The 17,459-nt window shown below is 56.9% G+C and carries 21 protein-coding genes; 12 read left to right on the top strand and 9 right to left on the bottom strand.

Annotated elements, in window-relative coordinates; translation table 11 throughout:
* Positions 1-126 precede the first annotated feature (126 nt).
* The 6 genes from mutM (at position 127) to Q0778_RS11800 (ending at position 5,782) form a co-directional block, all read left to right on the top strand.
* Entirely contained in the window at positions 127-942 is an 816-nt protein-coding gene (mutM, locus tag Q0778_RS11825; RefSeq protein WP_298336301.1) for a bifunctional DNA-formamidopyrimidine glycosylase/DNA-(apurinic or apyrimidinic site) lyase, read from the top strand.
* 174 nt (positions 943-1,116) lie between these two features.
* Positions 1,117-1,377 (top strand): 30S ribosomal protein S20, encoded by a 261-nt coding sequence (gene rpsT / locus Q0778_RS11820; protein ID WP_298336299.1) that lies wholly within the window; start codon positions 1,117-1,119, stop codon positions 1,375-1,377.
* A 446-nt stretch (positions 1,378-1,823) separates the two neighbouring features.
* On the top strand, positions 1,824-3,284 hold the full coding sequence (gene dnaA / locus Q0778_RS11815; RefSeq protein WP_298336298.1) for a chromosomal replication initiator protein DnaA: 1,461 nt from the start codon (positions 1,824-1,826) through the stop codon (positions 3,282-3,284).
* A 168-nt stretch (positions 3,285-3,452) separates the two neighbouring features.
* On the top strand, positions 3,453-4,217 hold the full coding sequence (locus tag Q0778_RS11810) for a HesA/MoeB/ThiF family protein (protein WP_298300848.1): 765 nt from the start codon (positions 3,453-3,455) through the stop codon (positions 4,215-4,217).
* Between the two features lie 330 nt (positions 4,218-4,547).
* Positions 4,548-5,366, top strand: coding sequence for a peroxide stress protein YaaA (gene yaaA, locus Q0778_RS11805; protein ID WP_298336296.1), 819 nt, complete (start codon positions 4,548-4,550; stop codon positions 5,364-5,366).
* 17 nt (positions 5,367-5,383) lie between these two features.
* Positions 5,384-5,782 (top strand): DUF202 domain-containing protein, encoded by a 399-nt coding sequence (locus Q0778_RS11800; RefSeq protein WP_298300844.1) that lies wholly within the window; start codon positions 5,384-5,386, stop codon positions 5,780-5,782.
* A gap of 6 nt (positions 5,783-5,788) precedes the next feature.
* Here the strand turns inward: Q0778_RS11800 and Q0778_RS11795 are convergent, their stop codons facing one another.
* Positions 5,789-6,490 (bottom strand): NAD-dependent deacylase, encoded by a 702-nt coding sequence (locus Q0778_RS11795; protein WP_298300842.1) that lies wholly within the window; start codon positions 6,488-6,490, stop codon positions 5,789-5,791.
* A 34-nt stretch (positions 6,491-6,524) separates the two neighbouring features.
* On the opposite strand from Q0778_RS11795, the gene dapB reads away from it, so the two are divergent.
* The 4 genes from dapB (at position 6,525) to Q0778_RS11775 (ending at position 9,299) form a co-directional block, all read left to right on the top strand.
* Positions 6,525-7,253 carry a 4-hydroxy-tetrahydrodipicolinate reductase gene (gene dapB, locus Q0778_RS11790; protein ID WP_298336294.1) on the top strand — a complete coding sequence of 243 codons (729 nt, stop codon included), beginning with the start codon at positions 6,525-6,527 and terminating at the stop codon, positions 7,251-7,253.
* A 39-nt stretch (positions 7,254-7,292) separates the two neighbouring features.
* Positions 7,293-8,156 (top strand): ion transporter, encoded by an 864-nt coding sequence (locus Q0778_RS11785; RefSeq protein ID WP_298336292.1) that lies wholly within the window; start codon positions 7,293-7,295, stop codon positions 8,154-8,156.
* 10 nt (positions 8,157-8,166) lie between these two features.
* A complete protein-coding gene (gene nth / locus Q0778_RS11780; RefSeq protein WP_298336290.1) occupies positions 8,167-8,817 on the top strand; it encodes an endonuclease III in 651 nt (216 codons plus the stop codon).
* Between the two features lie 62 nt (positions 8,818-8,879).
* Entirely contained in the window at positions 8,880-9,299 is a 420-nt protein-coding gene (locus Q0778_RS11775) for a hypothetical protein (protein ID WP_298336288.1), read from the top strand.
* On the opposite strand, the gene Q0778_RS11770 is transcribed toward Q0778_RS11775, so the two are convergent.
* From Q0778_RS11770 to dapE, 3 genes are read right to left on the bottom strand one after another with little or no spacing between them, the layout of a single operon-like run.
* Positions 9,288-9,716, bottom strand: a complete 429-nt coding sequence (locus Q0778_RS11770; protein WP_298300832.1) for a GNAT family N-acetyltransferase — start codon at positions 9,714-9,716, stop codon at positions 9,288-9,290. The genes Q0778_RS11775 and Q0778_RS11770 overlap by 12 nt on opposite strands.
* A complete protein-coding gene (locus tag Q0778_RS11765; protein WP_298300831.1) occupies positions 9,716-10,972 on the bottom strand; it encodes a dicarboxylate/amino acid:cation symporter in 1,257 nt (418 codons plus the stop codon). The genes Q0778_RS11770 and Q0778_RS11765 overlap by 1 nt, the downstream gene beginning before the upstream one ends.
* A 6-nt stretch (positions 10,973-10,978) precedes the next feature.
* A complete protein-coding gene (dapE, locus tag Q0778_RS11760) occupies positions 10,979-12,136 on the bottom strand; it encodes a succinyl-diaminopimelate desuccinylase (protein ID WP_298336286.1) in 1,158 nt (385 codons plus the stop codon).
* Positions 12,137-12,165: 29 nt separating this feature from the next.
* Between dapE and Q0778_RS11755 the strand changes: the two genes are divergently transcribed.
* On the top strand, positions 12,166-12,633 hold the full coding sequence (locus Q0778_RS11755; protein WP_298300827.1) for a cupin domain-containing protein: 468 nt from the start codon (positions 12,166-12,168) through the stop codon (positions 12,631-12,633).
* Here Q0778_RS11755 and Q0778_RS11750 read toward each other — a convergent pair.
* Positions 12,630-13,286 carry a glutathione S-transferase family protein gene (locus tag Q0778_RS11750; RefSeq protein ID WP_298300824.1) on the bottom strand — a complete coding sequence of 219 codons (657 nt, stop codon included), beginning with the start codon at positions 13,284-13,286 and terminating at the stop codon, positions 12,630-12,632. The genes Q0778_RS11755 and Q0778_RS11750 overlap by 4 nt on opposite strands.
* Positions 13,287-13,401: 115 nt before the next feature.
* Here Q0778_RS11750 and Q0778_RS11745 point away from each other — a divergent pair, with 115 nt between their 5' ends.
* Positions 13,402-13,821, top strand: coding sequence for a VOC family protein (locus Q0778_RS11745; protein ID WP_298336284.1), 420 nt, complete (start codon positions 13,402-13,404; stop codon positions 13,819-13,821).
* Positions 13,822-14,246: 425 nt separating this feature from the next.
* On the opposite strand, the gene yihA is transcribed toward Q0778_RS11745, so the two are convergent.
* From yihA to rnpA, 4 genes are all read right to left on the bottom strand, one after another.
* Positions 14,247-14,957 carry a ribosome biogenesis GTP-binding protein YihA/YsxC gene (gene yihA / locus Q0778_RS11740; protein WP_298300818.1) on the bottom strand — a complete coding sequence of 237 codons (711 nt, stop codon included), beginning with the start codon at positions 14,955-14,957 and terminating at the stop codon, positions 14,247-14,249.
* A 3-nt stretch (positions 14,958-14,960) separates the two neighbouring features.
* On the bottom strand, positions 14,961-16,748 hold the full coding sequence (gene yidC, locus Q0778_RS11735; protein ID WP_298336282.1) for a membrane protein insertase YidC: 1,788 nt from the start codon (positions 16,746-16,748) through the stop codon (positions 14,961-14,963).
* 70 nt (positions 16,749-16,818) lie between these two features.
* Complete coding sequence (yidD, locus tag Q0778_RS11730; protein WP_298300814.1) at positions 16,819-17,028, bottom strand: membrane protein insertion efficiency factor YidD; 210 nt, start codon at positions 17,026-17,028, stop codon at positions 16,819-16,821.
* On the bottom strand, positions 17,025-17,426 hold the full coding sequence (gene rnpA / locus Q0778_RS11725) for a ribonuclease P protein component (protein WP_298336280.1): 402 nt from the start codon (positions 17,424-17,426) through the stop codon (positions 17,025-17,027). Before rnpA ends, yidD begins: the two co-directional genes overlap by 4 nt.
* Positions 17,427-17,459 lie beyond the last annotated feature (33 nt).

Below are 17,459 nucleotides of genomic sequence, written 5' to 3'. Positions count from 1 at the left end.
AGCAAAGCGCCTTAGTGAAGTTTGCGGTTGTCGCAAAGACTTGAATCTCCCCGTCATGCCAGCGAAAGCTGGCATATTAAGCCACCCTAAACCCCAGCGTTCGCTGGGGTGATGAAATCGAGAGAAATGCCTGAACTACCAGAAGTCGAAACAACGGTCCGAGGACTTGCAAAGTTCCTCGATGGCACACGGATTGAGCGCGTGACGCTTAACCGCCCCGATCTGCGCCGCCCCTTCCCCGAAGATCTGGTTCAGGTGATGACTGGAGCAACCATAACCAGCCTGTCTCGCCGGGCGAAATATGGTCTCTTCCATCTCGACCGCGAGCAAAGCGTGATATTTCACCTGGGCATGAGCGGGCGCTGGCGGATCGATCCGGAGGAATCCGACAAGCACGACCATATGGTGGTTGAAACCACTCACAACCGCTTTGCCCTCTGCGACCCAAGACGATTCGGATCGGTCGATATGGTGGCAACCGCCGAACTCGATCAGTGGGGCCCATTTGCAGCGCTTGGACCTGAGCCACTGGGCCCAGACTTAACGCCTGGCTATCTAAAGGCCGCGCTCAAAGGGAAAATTCAGAACATAAAGGTGTGCCTCCTAGATCAGCGGATCGTTGCGGGTCTTGGCAACATATATGTGTGCGAGGCGTTGTGGCGCTCTGGCATCCGCCCGACCAAGCAAGGCGGAAAAGTGACCACGCCCCAGCTGGAGCGGTTGGTGCCCACAATCAAAGAAGTGCTCGAAGCGTCAATCCAGGACGGGGGCTCTTCCTTGCGCGACTATGCCGCTCCAGATGGAGAGCTCGGTTACTTTGCCACACGCTTTGACGTTTATGGCCGCGAGGGCGAGGCCTGCCACCACGAGGACGGCGGCGTGATCAAACGCATTGTCCAAGGCGGTCGCAGCACATGGTATTGCCCTGTGTGTCAGAGGTAAGGACGCGGGCGGCATGGCCGCAAGCGTTAGTGGGCTCCAAATGGCTTGCCTTTCACCCCATTTCGCACTAGATGCGCCGCTTTCCGGCGGTGAATCGCCGCCTTTCGTATATCCGATTCAGATTTTCCGGCTGCTTCTTTTGCGGCCCATACCAAACGCGAGACAGACAGACCTATGGCAAACACGCCGCAAGCCCGTAAGCGCATCCGTCGCAATAACCGCCGTGCTGAAGTGAACACTGCACGCATGAGCCGCATCCGCAGCTTCGTCAAAAAAGTCGAAATGGCATGCGAAGCTGGCGACAAGGACGGAGCAGCAGCAGCTCTTAAGGCAGCTCAGCCAGAACTGGCTCGCGGCGTTGCTCGCGGCGTGATGCATAAGAACACCGTCGCGCGCAAAATGTCGCGCCTGACAAAGCGAGTCGCTGCACTCTGATTCGCTGTTTGGGTGCTCATATGTAAAATCCCGTAGGGTGATTTTACATAGTGCAGCCTGCATAAAAGAGCTGAGGGTCGTGCCGGATGGGGCGGCCCTTTTATTTTGCCTTCGATGTTACAAGCAGAATGCGCAGAAACCCTACGATTCGCGCATGGTCGGAGGCGAAACCCTCGTGAAAACAGAACGTTAAACGCAGGGCTGCGGGCTTGAGCCGAGTCAACACAAATATTTAAGATTTATTGCAATTGATCGCTTGCACTCAGCGCCGAGAATGCGTTTATTTGCATCTCACCCGGCGCGGGACAGTCCGGGTCCATACAATTTAGTCGACAGGTTAGCCTGTGAGGGGTGCCTCGCGGGGAGAGGGAAACTTTACCGGGTCGAAGTTACATGCGTTCAACCTTGGAGAGCGACTTCCGAGGATAAAAAACAGTGGGGAAACCATGGGCTATAACATTGATAAGGCGCGGTCCACGCGCCGTAAGGCTGATGACGATTTAATGGAAGACGCAGAGGCAGTGAACCTGGCCGCAGATTGGGCTGACATTAGCCAGGGTCTCAAAAAGGACCTGGGCCACCAATTGCACAGCCAGTGGATCAAGCCGATCCAGGTTGGCGGGATCACAAAAGAAACGGGCACGCTTGACCTGTTCTTGCCTACGGAATTTTCGGCCAATTGGGTCAAGGATCGCTTCCATGATCGCCTGCAACTCGCTTGGAAAATTATGCGCAGCGACGTGCGCTCGGTGAACATTCAAGTGCATCCCGGCCGCCGCCAACTTCCAGATCTGCGCATTGACGATGGCCGTCGCCCTGCCAATGACGGTGCGAGCGCGATTGCGGTTGCTGCGGGCACGATCAGCGATGCGGGTTTCACATCAAGCGTGGGCCTGGACCCATCGCTGACATTTGCAGCCTTCATCACCGGTGAGGCCAATGTGCTAGCCTGCAACGCGGCCCAGCGCATGGCCGCGACCGAGCAGCCGCAGTTTTCACCGCTCTACCTCAAGGCTGCGACGGGCCAGGGGAAAACTCACTTATTGCACGCCATCGGTCATGGGTTCTTGGCTTCTCACCCCCGTGCTCGCATCTTCTACTGTTCGGCTGAGCGGTTCATGGTGGAATTCGTGCAGGCTCTCAAAGCCAACCAGATGATCGAGTTCAAAGCACGCCTGCGCAGCTTTGACCTGCTTCTGGTTGACGATATCCAGTTCATCATCGGCAAGGCCTCAGCTCAAGAAGAGCTGCTTTACACGATTGATGCGCTCCTGGCTGAAGGCAAACGCCTTGTGTTTGCCGCCGACCGCGCGCCGCAAGCATTGGACGGGGTTGAACCACGTCTGCTTAGCCGTCTTTCGATGGGCCTTGTGGCCGACATTCAAGCCGCTGACATCGAGCTTCGCAAGAAGGTCCTGCACTCCAAGCTTGCGCGCTTTGCACCGCTTAGCGTGCCAGAAGACGTGATCGAATTCCTCGCGCGCACCATCACGCGCAATGTTCGTGAACTGATCGGCGGGCTCAACAAGCTCATCGCTTACGCTCAGCTCACGGGCCAAGAGGTATCATTGCAGCTCGCTGAAGAGCAGCTCACCGATATCCTTAGCGCCAACCGCCGCCGGATCACTATTGATGAGATCCAGCGCACCGTGTGCCAATTCTACCGGATCGACCGGTCGGAAATGTCCTCCAAGCGCCGCGCGCGTGCGGTGGTGCGTCCCCGGCAAGTGGCGATGTACTTGTCCAAAGTGCTCACCCCCCGGTCCTATCCAGAGATTGGCCGCAAATTCGGTGGACGCGATCACTCAACGGTTATCCACGCCGTACGCCTGATCGAGGATCTGCGTACACGTGATGCCGATATGGACGGGGACGTTCGCAGCCTTCTGCGCCAGCTGGAAAGCTAAGCGCTGAAAGGGTAACTTCCACAAAGCTTACACAGTTTGCGCACTGGATGCCCACAGGGTTGTCCGCAGCCGCGCTCCCCAGTGTTTGCACTTCTGGCCAACAGCTAATCGACAGGGCCATCCACAGCCCTGTCGACAGGCTATACACATCCTGCCAACAGGTTCTCCATGAGCTTATCCCCGGCACGCCTCGACCGCTTTGCCCGCCACATTGTGCTGCCCGAGATCGGTGGCGCGGGGCAGGTTACATTGGCGAGCAAGCATATCGCGGTTATCGGGCTTGGCGGGATTGGTTCCCCCGCCCTACAATATCTCGCAGGGGCTGGTATTGGGCGCTTTACCCTTGTTGATGATGATGTTGTCGACGCGAGCAATCTTCAACGTCAGACGATCTTCACCGCTCGCGACGTTGGCCACGGCAAAGCCACCAGCGCGCGCCGATGGCTCGCCAATTTTGACGATGCGCTGAATGTGGACATTTCAGACTGTCGCATCTCATCGGAAAACGTCGGCGACTTGATCGCTGGCGCTGATCTTGTGCTCGATGGCACCGATAATTTCGCAACGCGCCTCGCGGTTTCCGATGCCTGTGTCGCAGAACGTGTGCCCCTGCTCTCGGCTGCTGTAGGCCGTTTTCAGGGCCAGGTTGGAGCGTTCGCGGGGCATCTCGTCGGCCAGGCCTGTTACCGTTGCTTTGTCGGTGATGCTTTTGATGCCGAGGACTGCGACACTTGCGCCGAAGACGGCATCCTGGGCGCGATGGCCGGATGGACCGGAAGCTTTGCGGCGATGCAAGCGGTGCGAGTCTTGCTCGCCGGGGTGAGCCGCTTTGGTCAACCCATGTGGGGTAAGCTTCACATCCTCGATGGGATGACGCCGGACATGCGCACGCTGACCATTGCTAAAGATCCAGCATGCAATGGGTGTGGTTAGACGGGGACCAGCTCGTCCCTTTTTCCAACAGGACCTGTTTCGGGCACAGGATTTTCTCGAAATCCGTCATCGGAATTTCCGAACACCAATAAGTCTTGATGGAGAAGTGTTGCGTTAGAAAAGTCCAAAATCCCTCCTGATATGAGACACTTGTGCGAATACTGGTAGGGAACAACGCAACACTACTGTTACATTAGTGGCGTTGGTTGGCCTGCGACTTTTCTTTCGAATCGAGCGAAGCGGAACCTGCACGAGGGTGGCATGTTTACAAAAGAGCACTGTTGCCCCTAACCCACGCTAAATTGACTTCCGCCTCAGGACCTTTGCCTCATGATCACCCTCCTCTCGCCAGCTAAGAAACTCAATTTTGACGAGCCCAAGACCTCGCTTGAGATCACGCGCCCACGGCTCAAGGACGACACCCGGGAGATCGCTGGCGTTGCGAAGAAGCAGTCGGCGAAGTCCCTCGCCAAGCTCATGCACATTTCGGACAATTTGGCTGAGCTCAATGCAGAGCGGTTCAAGGCGTTCGACCTTGAAGGGCGTTCCAATTCTGCAAAGCCAGCCGGGCTCACCTTTGACGGCGATGTCTATTGGGGGCTTGAGGCGAAGTCGCTGGGTGATGAGAGCTTGGCTTACGCGCAGGATCATTTGCGCATTTTGTCGGGGCTTTACGGCGTGCTGCGCCCCATGGATGCGATCCAGCCTTACCGGCTCGAGATGGGCACCAAGATGAAGAACAAGCGCGGAAAATCGCTCTATGATTTCTGGGGCAGCCGCATTGGTGAGCAATTGGCGGGCGACCTTGAAGGGCATGGCGACAACACGGTCGTGAACCTAGCCTCCAACGAGTATTTCAAGGCGGTCGATACTGGTGCACTTCCGGGCAAAGTGATCGAGGCGACCTTCCTGAATGTGAAAGACGGCGAAGCGCGCCGCCTGATGTATCACGTGAAGTTTGGGCGGGGCCTGATGGCGCGCTGGATCATGGAAAACCGGATCGAAAAAGCGGATGATCTGCGCGGCTTTGATGCGGAAGGGTATACGCTGGATGCCAGCGCTTCGAGCGAGACGCAGCTGGTGTTCACCCGGCCCCAACCCGCAGTCAAAAAGCCGGCTGTCAAAAAGCCAGCGACGAAGAAAAAGTAGGAGCGCGCAGGACCGATATGAGCGACGATAAATCCTCCAACGATCTTGCAGAAGATCGCACCGACCTTGCCGAAGACCGGACCGATTGGGCCGAGGATCGGACGCTTATGGCCAATGAGCGCACCTTTGCTGGTTGGATGCGGACGGGGCTTGCGGCGGTGGGGATCGGGCTCGGCTTCAACGCTCTGTTTAGCAAGATGGAACCCGCTTATGTGCCCAAGGCGATTGCGACCGTTTTCATCCTGATCGGCATTTTCATCTTCTACGCAGCCCAGCGTAACGCCTGCGCTGTGACCACCCGGCTTGAAGCGCACAAAGCCGATCCGCTCGACACGGTGAATATGCGGCTGATCGCTGCGTGCATGACGCTTGGCAGTGTCGGCCTTGTGTTTGGGATTTGGTTGATGAAATTTTGAGGGGCGTCAACCCGCCAGCAATTCATCCACCCATTGCGGCACAACTTGTGTCGCCGGGCCGTGGCGGGCTTCGTGGAAAATTGGCGTTCCCTCGCTGGGTTCAAGGTTCAGTTCCAGGGTCCTCGCGCCAAGGCGCTTGGCCTGTTGGACAAAGCCCGCCGCCGGGTACACCGCGCCGCTGGTGCCGATGGAAACAAACAGGTCGCACTCCATTATCGCCTCTTCGATCCGGCGCATTTGGTACGGAGCCTCGCCAAACCACACAACGTCCGGGCGCAAAGTGGGCGCTTGGCAGACGGGGCATGGCGGGCGGCTCGACAGTGGAGCGTCCCACGCAGAACGGGTCTCGCACGAGGTGCACAGCGCCGACTTCAATTGCCCGTGCATATGACAAACATTGATAGAGCCGCCACGCTCATGCAAGTCGTCAACATTTTGAGTAACAAGGAGAAGACTGTCAGCAAATTCCCGCTCCAACTTCGCCAGGGCAATGTGCGCTGCATTGGGCTCCACATTCGCCAAAGCTGCACACCTCGCATCGTAAAAGCCAAGCACAAGATCAGGATCGCGTGCAAAACCTTGGGGCGTTGCAACGTCCTCAATCGAGTGTTTTTCCCACAAACCGCCATGATCGCGAAAGGTGTCGATCCCGCTTTCTGCGGAAATTCCGGCCCCTGTTAGGATGACGATGCTGTTGAAGTCTGCCATGACCGTATGAAACACTGCGCGCACGAGGGAAGCAATGGCGAAATTTGCAGTCATCGGACACAAAGGCCGGATGGGCCAGGCATTGGCCACCGCCATCGAAGAGGCAGGGCACGAGTTTTGCGTTGGCGTTGATCTGGGCGGTGACCCCGCACCAGTGATCGGTCAGTGCGATGTCGTGGTCGATTTCTCATCTCCCGATGCATTGGCGGGCAATCTGAAAGCCGCGCGCGTCGCTGGAATTCCGATCCTTATCGGCACGACCGGTCTTGAGGAGACGAGCTTTGCAGCGATTGAAGAGTCGGCCAAGGTCATCCCCGTCTTGCAAACCGGCAACACGTCGCTTGGGGTTACGCTGCTAAGTGCGCTTGTGCGTCAGGCGGCTGAGCGGCTGGGCGATGACTGGGATATCGAGGTCCTGGAGATGCACCACCGCATGAAGGTGGATGCCCCGTCGGGAACTGCGAAATTGCTTGGCGAGGCAGCAGCAGCCGGACGCAGAGTTAATCTTGCTGACACGATGGACAGCGGGCGGCACGGTCAGACCGGTGCACGCAAGGTCGGGGACATCGGTTTCGCCACTCTACGCGGTGGGACCGTGGCAGGCGATCACTCGGTGATCTTTGCCGGCGCAGAAGAGCGCCTGACCTTTTCGCATTCAGCCGAAAACCGGATGATTTTTGCTAGGGGTGCGGTGCGCGGCGCCCAATGGTTGATCGGCAAGCCTCAAGGCCGCTACACCATGGAGAATGTGCTGGATCTTTAAAGGCCCGGCTCGCCGCTTCGCAGATCAGGGGGAAACGCGTTGGCAGCTTTGCGAACAACACTTTACGAGCAGCTATTTGTCGGCGCGCATCCTGACGGACGCCTAACAATACTCAATCGCCTGCTGATAGTGACAATTGTGCTCGCAGTCATCGGCGCGGCTCTGGGCACGGAGCCAAAGCTATCTGACGAGATGCACTACGCCTTGCTTGTGGGTGAAATGATATTCGGGACGATATTCCTGGGTGAGTATGTCGCGCGGGTTTACGCCGCAGCGGAGGCTCCGGGGGAAGGGTCAGCATGGCAAAAACGCTGGGCCTTTATGCGCAGCTGGCTAGGCCTTGTTGACCTCATCGTGGTGGTCGCAACGCTGGCACCATTGATCGCTGGCGATGCGGCTGTGCTGCGGGTCATCCGGCTCTTCCGTGTGATTGCGGTGATGAAATTTGGCCGTTTCAACGAGGCCATCCAATCGGTTTGGAGAGCAACCGCAGACCGAGGTGATGACTTGATCGTGACCGCCGCTCTTGCGTTCATCTTTGTACTGACCGGGGCAACGCTGCTGCATGTGGTCGAAGGCGATATTCAGCCCGATGCCTTTGGCTCAATCCCCCGCGCTCTTTGGTGGGCGGTCATCACTCTCACCACGGTAGGGTACGGCGATGCCTATCCGGTTACGATCATGGGCAAGATCATCGGCGGCACTCTGGCCATGTCGGGCGTTGCTTTTGTGGCGATGCCAACAGGCATCATAGCCGCCGCCTTCTCCGATGCGATGCAAGCGCGCCGCGACCAAAAGATTCAGGAAATGCGTGACCATTTGGCACGGCTCGATGAGATTGACGAGAATGTGGTGGCGAAGCTTGAGAAACTCGAGCGAGCCAATCAGAAGCCTCCAGAATGAAATGTAAGGCATGACCAAAGACCAGATTTTCGAGTTCTTCCGGCGGTTGGCGGAAGACAATCCAGAGCCTGAGACTGAGCTGGAATATGGCAATGCCTATCAGCTGGTCGTGGCTGTGGCTCTGTCGGCGCAGGCGACCGATGTTGGGGTGAACAAGGCAACGCGTGCACTGTTTGCCAAGGTGAAGACGCCGCAAGAGATGCTTGATCTGGGGCTTGAGAGACTGATCGAGCACATCAAGACCATTGGCCTGTTCAACTCTAAGGCCAAGAACGTGATCGCTTTGTCGCAGCTGTTGATTGACGAATATGGCGGAGAGGTTCCCGACACGCGCGACGATCTGGTGCGCCTACCCGGAGTGGGCCGCAAGACCGCCAATGTGGTTCTCAATTGCTGGTTCAAACAAGAGACATTCGCGGTCGACACGCACATCTTGCGCGTCGGCAATCGCACGGGGCTCGCCAAAGGCAAAACGCCCGAAAGCGTTGAAGCCAAGCTTGAGAAGCGTGTGCCGGGGCCCTTCCGCCTGCATGCGCACCATTGGTTGATCTTGCATGGCCGATACGTGTGCAAAGCGCGCACGCCGGAATGTTGGCGCTGTGGTCAGGTGGACCTGTGCAGCTTCCGCAAGAAGGTGACGGATAAGCCTAAGGGGCGGTAACTCACCGAGGGTTCAGCTTGCGTAGTTCACCTTTCAGCCAAGGGCTCAACAGGAGAACTCGTATGAACCTCAATACGCTATTGTTTGTCCCTGCAATCGGAGCAGCGCTCGCTACGGGAGCTTGTACTCTGATGGATCCTGGCTCCAGCCTTGCTGATCCGAGGCTCGCCGGTCCAACGGTCAAAGTGGTGGGGGAGGCTGAAACCTGTATCCGGACACAGGCGATCCGCCAATCACTGGTACGCAGCGATCAGGTGATCGACTTCGAAATGGCTGGTGGCCGGGTGTTCCGTTCGATGCTGCCGAACCGCTGCCCCCGGCTCGGATTCGAACAAGCATTTACCTATTCCACTTCGATCAACCAGCTATGCAAGCAAGAGATCATTCGAGTTATCACGCCGGTTGCTGGCCAACTGGACGTGGGCGCTGGCTGTAGCCTCGGCGAATTTGTGCCAGTAGAGTATATTGAGCTAGACGAGTGACTTACTCAGATAGTGCGAAGCATGCCCCTTGGGACGACCGGGCAGTGTCGCCATTAGGGTGTAGCCGAGCTTTTCGTAGAACGGCTTTGCCTGCCAGCTGGTGGTTTCTACCAAGGCCTTTTCGCAATTGTGCGCCTGAGCGTAGTCTTCTGCCTCGCTCATCAGCTTAGCGCCGATCCCTGAACCGCGCGCAGTCTCATCCAGCCAAACCAGCTCGATATGCAGCGTGCTCCAATAACACACTGCCCGAATACCGCCTTGAAGGGCGCCTGCATCATCTTTGGCGAGCACGAAGAAGCGCACCTCGTCGGCGACGTCCTCTAGGTCGGGTACGTGCGCTTTGTTAAAGGCGACAATGCCCTCGCTAAGCGCGGCGGCGTCCTCGGCTGCCGCTTCGCGCTCAACAGTAATGGACATTAGACATCGTCGGCTGAGATCATCTCAGCCTTGTCGATCTCACCCGTCAGGCTCGCGACGGTCGTCGCTACCGCTGCATCGCCTGAAACATTGGTGGTGGTGCGCATCATGTCCATGATCCGGTCGATGCCGGCGACCAGAGCAATTGTTTCAAGCGGCACGCCAACTGCGCCGAACACCAGAACCATCATAATGAGACCCGCGCCCGGAATGCCCGCTGCGCCAATGGCTCCCAATGTGCCAAGGATCGAGATCAGGACATAATCGCCCATGTCGAGCTGAACCCCGAACACCTGCGCCCCGAACAATGTCGCAAGGCCCAGATACATGGCCGTGCCGTTCATATTGATCGTTGCGCCTAGGCTGATGACAAAGCTTGCAACCGAATTGGAAACACCAAGGTTCCGCCGCGCACAGCGCAAGGTCACCGGCAAGGTCGCATTGGAGCTCGCCGTCGAATAGCTCACCGCAATCGCATCGATAATGCCGCGGAAGAAGTCGATCACTGGCAGCTTGGCGATGAACTTGATCATGCCGCCATAGATGAGGCCAATAATGAGCAAACAGCCCACATAGTTGAGCACGACGACGATCCCAAGCGCCTGAAGCGCATCAACGCCCAGGGTCCCTGCAACCCATGCCATGAGAGCAAAGACGCCAAACGGCGTGAGCTCCATCACCACCATCGTGACCTTTTGCATCACGACAGAGCCGCTCTCAAAGATCTTGAGGACAGGCTCGCCCTCTTCCTTTGCCATCAGGATACCGATCCCGATCAGGAGCGAGAAGATGATGAGCGGGAGGACGTTGACGTCTGCCATGACTTGAACCGGGCTTGAGGGCACCATTTCAAGGATCATCTGTTGAACGGTAACGCCGTCTTCCTGACGGGCCTGAGCGCGTTCAAGCGCGGCCGCATCAAGGTTCATGGCACTTGCGTCGAGCCCCGCACCCGGCTGAACGATCGTGCCGATTGCTAGGCCAAGCCAAACCGCCATTTGCCCCGTCACAACAAACAGCAAAAGCGCTCGCCAGCCGACACTCCCAAGTTTGCGCAAATCCCCGATGCTCGCAACGCCTGCGACAAGGCTGAAGAAGATCAGCGGAACCACCAGCATCTTGATAAAGGCGATGAAGATATCGCCAATAATCTTGATGCTCGCTGCTCCCGGTCCCCAGATATAGCCAACGATAATGCCCAGAATGAGAGCGCCGATAACCCGCTGCCACAGCGGAATCTGGAACCAAGCTTTCATGAGTTTCTACGCCTCTTCTTGCGTTATCTCGAGAGCGAGCGCCCCGAGCGCTGCTTTTGTGTAGATCCGGGCTAGCGCATCCAGATCTGGAATAGCCACCGCTTCGTTGCGTTTATGCATGGTTGCATTGCACAGGCCAAATTCAATCACTGGGCATACCGCGCGAAGGAAGCGCGCATCCGAAGTGCCGCCAGTGGTGGAGGCGTCTGGCTTAACGCCGGTTTCTTCCTCAACCGCCTTGGCCAGCATATTGGAGAATTCCCCAGGCGCGGTCAGGAACGGCTCGCCAGAGATAATCGGCAAAGCCCGCCCGCCGTGCTTTTCAGCAATCGCTGCGACCCGTTCGGAAAGCGACGCGCCAGAATGCAGGTCATTAAAGCGGATAGAAATCCGCGCCTTCGCCTGCGCCGGGATAACATTGTGCGCCTTGTTGCCGACCTCGATATCGGTGATCTCAAGGTTGGAAGACTGGAACCAATCGGTGCCAGTATCGAGCACCAGTTCATCGAGTTCCTTGAGCATCGCGACAAGCTTTGGAAGCGGGTTATCGGCAAGGTGCGGGTAAGCAACATGGCCTTGTGTACCCTCAACAGTGAGCCAAATATTGACCGAACCGCGCCGCCCGATTTTCATCATATCGCCAAGCCGGTTGACGCTCGTCGGCTCCCCCACAAGGCAAAGATCAGGCTGAATGTCCTGAGCACGCATATAGTCGATGAGAGCCCGCGTGCCGTGGAGCGCCGGCCCTTCTTCATCGCCAGTGATGATCATGCTGATCGTGCCGGCGTCCTCAGGAATATCGTGCAAAGCGGTGGCGAAACAGGCAATTGCACTCTTCATATCGACCGCGCCGCGGCCATAGAGAAGCTCGCCTTCTTCTGTCGGCACAAATGGGTCGCAATGCCAGCCATCACCCGGAGGCACGACATCGAGATGCCCTGCAAAAGCGAAGTGCTTTGATCCTTCAGGCCCTTTGCGAATGGCAAAAAGGTTTTCAACCGGAGCCTCGTCCGACCCTTCTTCCCCATCGCCGCGCATGAAGCGGTGGATGTCGAAACCGAGCGGTTTCAATATGGCCTCCATCTCGTCGAACACGGGACCTGTCGCAGGCGTGACTGAAGAATGCGAGATTAGACGCTTGGCGTATTCTAGGGCAATACTCATACCCCCCACCGCTAGCAGGAGCCTGCCCAATGCCCAAGCTTGATCTCGCCTCTATCCCGCAAACCAATGCGACAGGCTATCCGGCACCCTTCGACGAGCCGGTTCAAGGGCGTTTCTATCGAAGACTTGCACCGGAAACGGGGATGGAAAAGCTGCGGGCAAGCCATGTCGTGCTAGAGCCTGGGGCGTGGTCCTCACAGCGGCATTGGCACCGCGATATTGACGAACTCTTGGTGATGATCTTCGGCGAGGCCGTGCTCATCGACGACACTGGTGAGAGCCTCGTCACTGCCGGGGACGTTGTGGCTTGGCCCGCTGGTCAGGAAAACGGTCACCACTTGCAAAACCGCAGCAATGCCCCTTGTGTCTTTGTGGTGGCGGCTGCGGGCGACTATCAAACAGACGGCGGAGAGTATCCGGATATCGATATGGTGTTCAATTCAGAAGGCTATTTCCGCAAGGATGGCACTCAATACGAAACCCAGCGTATCCCTTAAGCCGTCTCAAACTGCTCGATTACCCATTCCTCATCGTCAGACGCGGCGATCCATTGAGCCATCCAATCATGTTCCCAGATCGCCTGCATATAGCTTTGCGCAAAGCCGGGCACACCAATGCCATAAGTGATGAATCGAGAGACGACCGGCGCGTAGAAAATGTCAGCAGCTCCAAAAGTGCCGAACAGGAAGGGACCTGCTGACCCATGCCGAGCGCGCGCTTCAGCCCATAGCTGGAGAATACGCACGATTTCTGATTTCGCGATCTCCGATAGATTGTCGAGCGGCACTCTGGCTCGCACATTCATCGGCATTTCGTTGCGCAGCGCGCCGTAGGATGAATGCATCTCAGCAACCATTGCGCGCGCCATCCCGCGCGCCGCTTCATCCTTTGGCCAGAAGCGATCCCGCCCGACCTTGTCAGCCAAATATTCCATGATCGCGAGGCTGTCCCAAATGACAGTATCACCATCCCACAGGATCGGCACCTTACCCGAGGATGGCTGAAACTCTTCGCCCTGCTTTTGGCTTTCCCAATGCTCACCCATAAGTGGCACGGTGATCTCTTCAAACTGCAGCCCCGATTGCTTGGCAGAAAGCCATCCGCGCAAGGACCAGCTTGAATAGTTCTTATTGCCGATGATGAGTTTCATAAGAGAGCCTGTTCCACCTTGCGGGCCTGAGTTTGCACTAGCGTAGATATTCAGGCTTTCGCTGTCGAGCCTGAACGGGTTACAGGACAGTGTCGATAACGCTGGAGAGTACCCAATGTCCCTTCCCCCATTTCACCTTGCCTTCCCGGTCGATGACCTCGCAGCAGCGCGCAGTTTTTATGGTGAGCTTCTGGGATGCGAAGAGGGGCGCAGTTCTGAAGAGTGGATCGACTTCGACTTCCATGGTCACCAGATCGTCGCTCATCTGGCACCTGAAAGGGAACGCGATGCCGCCACCAACCATGTAGATGGGCACGGTGTTCCTGTTCCGCACTTTGGTTTGGTCCTAAACGTGGAAGATTGGAAGGCGCTGGTGGGCAAATTGCGCGCTGCCAGCGTTGATTTCGTAATCGAACCAACGGTTCGGTTCAAAGGCCAATCGGGTGAGCAAGCAACAATGTTTCTGCGCGACCCCGCGGGCAATGCGCTTGAATTCAAAGCCTTTGCGGATCAAGCACAGCTGTTTGCAAGCTAAGACGAAATTAACGCTACTTCTAAGAAACTCCTTAGCACGCCAGGTGTATCAATGCGAGAATGTTGCAAGCTCTATTAGCCACTGTTCTTGTGTTCGCGACAGGCAATGTTGCGTCAGAAGCTGTGGCTGATGTGCATTCAGAATCCGGGGTGGATCTTCGTGCAGATACTGCAAGAGAGAGCAGGGCCGAGCGAATTGCCCGGATGCGAGCGAAGATGCGTTCGTCAGGGCCAAGAGCTTCCAGAGTTCGCTGTGCTCATGTCTCGTGTGACCCCATTTGCGATACAAAGACCACAGAGAGCGAACGCGGCGCGGTGATCGTTCGCTCTCAGGTGAACATCGCAAGCAACCGAGCTGCTTCTGCTTCCCGACCATCCTCTTGCGAGGAGTCAGCAGTCTAACTCGCGGGGTTTCCTGCGTCGTTTTTAGTTTGAGAACCACTCATCGCCCAAAGCGTCGGCGACAACGGCAGCGCGCAGGGCTTCAATACCCATTCCCTTCTCGCTGCTGGTTAAGTGCAGATCGGGAAAAGCAGCTGGATGTTTCCGCGCTTCGTCGGCAATTTTACTAGCCACCCGCTCAAGTTCGCTGGCTTTCACTTTGTCAGTCTTGGTGAGGACGATGCGATATCCAACTGCCGCCTCATCAAGCATCTTCATCATCTCGCGATCGACTTCTTTGAGGCCGTGGCGGCTGTCGACCAGAACGAGATTGCGTGCGAGCACCTGACGGCCGCGAAGGTATGTCCGCACGAGGTTCTTCCAGCGCTCAACCACTTTGACCGGGGCTTTGGCAAAGCCATATCCCGGCATGTCAACGAGGCGGAACAGAGGTTTTCCATCAGGGATGTTTGGGTCTTGAAGACCAACCTCGAAGAAGTTTAATTCCTGCGTGCGACCCGGTGTCACGGATGCACGCGCAATAGCCCTACGGCCGGTGAGCGCATTCAGGAGCGAGCTCTTGCCAACATTGCTGCGCCCGCAAAAGGCGATCTCTGGCACGATAGGCTCGGGCAGGAATTTGAGCTGAGGCGCAGACAAGAGGAAGTCCACGCGGCCTGAAAACAGGCGCGACGCTTGGCGTTCACGGCGCTCCTTAGCGCGCCGTTCCAGTTCTTGCTCGGTTGACCTTGTCAAAGCCTAGGTCCCGCTCTTTTCCGCCTCTTCGCGGGCCTTTTTCTGAGCTTTCTCGGCCTTTTCCTTCTCCGCAGCGGCCCGCAATTGCGGGTGCTTGGAATAGAGATAGCTTTGCTGAGCCACCGTCAGAATATTTGAGGTTACCCAGTACAAGAGAAGGCCAGCTGCAAACGGTGCCATAACGAACATGAGCACCCACGGCATCAGATTGAAGATCTGCTGCTGCATCGGGTCCATCGCGCTCGGGTTCAAACGGAACGTCAGCCACATGGTGAAGCCCATGAGAACCGCCAATACACCAATGCCAAGGAAGCCGGGCACGTCATATGGCAGAAGGCCAAATGCGTTGAGGATCGTTGCGGGATCGGGGCCGGACAAATCCTTGATGTAAAGGAACGGCTCGTGACGCATTTCAATCGCGAGATAGAGAACCTTATAAAGCGCAAAGAAGATTGGGATCTGGATGATAAGCGGCAAACAACCTGCGAGCGGATTTACCTTCTCTTCCTTGAAGAGCTCGGCAATCTTTTGCTGCTGCGTTTGCTTGTCGTCTTTATAGCGCTCTTGCAGCGCTTTCATCTTAGGCTGGATAGCCTTCATCGCCGCCATCGAAGCAAACTGCTTTTGCGCAATCGGGAAGAGCAACCCGCGAATGATGACTGTGAGAAGAATGATCGCGACACCAAAATTGCCGACAAGTCCGTTAAGCGTGCGAAGCAGCCAAAGAAGCGGCTTTTCAAACCACTCAAACCAACCCCAGCTGATTGCTTTGCCAAAATAGGTGATGCCGGTGTCCTGATAGGCATCAAGGACTTCGCTCACCTTTGCACCGGCAAACAGCTGAGTGGTTTGCGACAGGGTACCGCCGGCAGGCACGGTTTGAGCATCATAGATAAGGTCAGCGCGGAACAGCTTGTCTCCAAGCGAACGCCAGCCCGCCGTATCAGTCTCTCCCTCACCCGGAATCAAAAGGCTTGCCCAATATGTATCGGTAAACCCAAGCCATGAGGCCGCACCTGCTGGTGAATCGCGGCCAAGCTCAGCCAAATCTTCGTAGGAATTGGGGTCATAAAGCGAACCTCCAAAGACGCCCGTGGGGCCCGCGTGGGCGATAAACTGATCGGGAGATGCGGTGGTGCTGGTGCGCTTAATATAGGCGAACGGTTGGACGATCGCCGCTGCTCCACTCGCGTTCTCCACCACCTGCTCGGCCGCAATCATGTAATTGTCGTCAATCGCAAATTGGATCTTGAAGGTGATGCCATTCTCATCCGTGCGCGAAAGTGTGACCGGTGTTGCGGGGGTGAGCGTCTGCGCATCGGCCTCCCAGATGGCACTGCTCGACATGCGTTCGCCTGCAACCACAAAACCGAATTCGGCAAAGTGCTCAACATCTGTGCGATCAGGTGAAAGGAAACGGACTGCGCCGCTCTCATCATCGGTGGTGGCGTTGTAGTCTTTGAGCACGAGGTCATCAAGACGTGCGCCCACCAGATTGATCGATCCGGCGACACGCGGTGCATCGATGACAACGCGAGTCGGCTCTGCAAGCGCAGCTTCGATCTCGACAGGCCCGGTTGCTGCATCGGCCACAGCAGCCTCGCCAACCTCACTCACACTGCCAGGGCTGCTCGCACTGGTCGTGCCAGCGGGTGCAGTTGCATCCACTTCAGCTTCGGCCATAACGGGCTCTGGTGGAGCGGGATAGAAATACCGCATTCCCACATCCCAACCCAGGATGAGCAAGCCTGAAAGCACGACGGCGAGCAGAAGATTACGCTGATTGTCCAAGAGTTACGCCTTAAGTGATTGCTATCCGAAGTGTGTTATATAGGTATGACACCGCCCAAACCAAGTGCCTCTACGGCACCGGGTCATGGCCATGACCACCCCAAGGATGGCAGCGCCCTATACGCTTTATTCCCAACCATCCACCCTTGATGGCCCCATGTTTCTGGACCGCCTCAATCATGTACTGGCTGCAAGAAGGCGAATAGCGGCATGTGGGTGGCAGGATCAGCGAGGGCCCGAGCTGCCAAGCTTTGGCCAAAAAGATGAGGATGTATTTCATTTTCTCGGTTTTTCGCCGCTGTTTCGACGGGGGCGTCGATGCCTTGGTCGGTCACCCTGACCTGCTCGTGCGCGAGTGAGCGCCTTGCCAAGTTCCTCGGCCAATGTGGTGAAATCGCGCTCAACTCCACCAGCGCGACCGATCAAAACATGATCGTGATTCGCGAGTCCTGACTTGGGGAGCGCGGCACGCAATAGCTCACGAAGCCGGCGCTTCATGCGGTTGCGAACCACTGCATTGCCGATCTTCTTGGTAACAGTGATGCCATAACGCATGCCGAAGCCTTCATTGGGGCGGGTTAGCAAGACAAAGCCGGCGCGCGCGTTTCTCAACCCCTTATTGGCAGCAACAAAGTCCGCCCGCTTGGTCAGAACTCTAGGCAATGGCTGCTGGATCATGGCTGGCCCAATAACGCATACGGGCCCCCATTG

The organism is uncultured Erythrobacter sp., assembly GCF_947502395.1.
Lineage (GTDB): Bacteria > Pseudomonadota > Alphaproteobacteria > Sphingomonadales > Sphingomonadaceae > Erythrobacter.
This window is presented reverse-complemented; position numbering and strand designations above follow the sequence as displayed.